Genomic DNA, 278 nt, shown 5'->3' with positions numbered 1-278 from the left:
ATGGGGCCATCGGCCGTCACGGCCACCGTGTGCTCCGAATGAGCGCCTCGGGATCCGTCCACGCTCCGGAGGGTCCAGCCGTCAGGGTCGGTGATGAGCTCGGCGGTCGTCTCGAGCAGCCACGGCTCGAGTGCGAACACCAGGCCCTCGCGCAGCGGGAATCCTCGTCCTGCTCGCCCGTCATTGGGGACGTGCGGATCGCCGTGCATGATTCGGCCCACACCGTGCCCGCCGAAATCGGTGTTGATCGAGTACCCCTCGCCGTGAGAAACCGCGGC

1 protein-coding gene is annotated in these 278 nt (G+C 68.3%); it reads right to left on the bottom strand.

Annotation, left to right across the window (positions count from 1 at the left end; translation table 11 throughout):
• On the bottom strand, positions 1-278 hold a 278-nt coding region (locus SB773_RS31360; protein ID WP_410594196.1), incomplete at both ends, for a M24 family metallopeptidase.

The sequence above is a fragment of the Bacillus sp. SIMBA_074 genome (genome assembly GCF_046534555.1).
In the GTDB taxonomy this organism is placed as follows: Bacteria; Bacillota; Bacilli; order Bacillales; family Bacillaceae_G; genus Bacillus_A; species Bacillus_A mycoides.
Note: the sequence above shows the minus strand (reverse complement) of the source record. Positions and strands in the feature narration are given on the sequence as shown.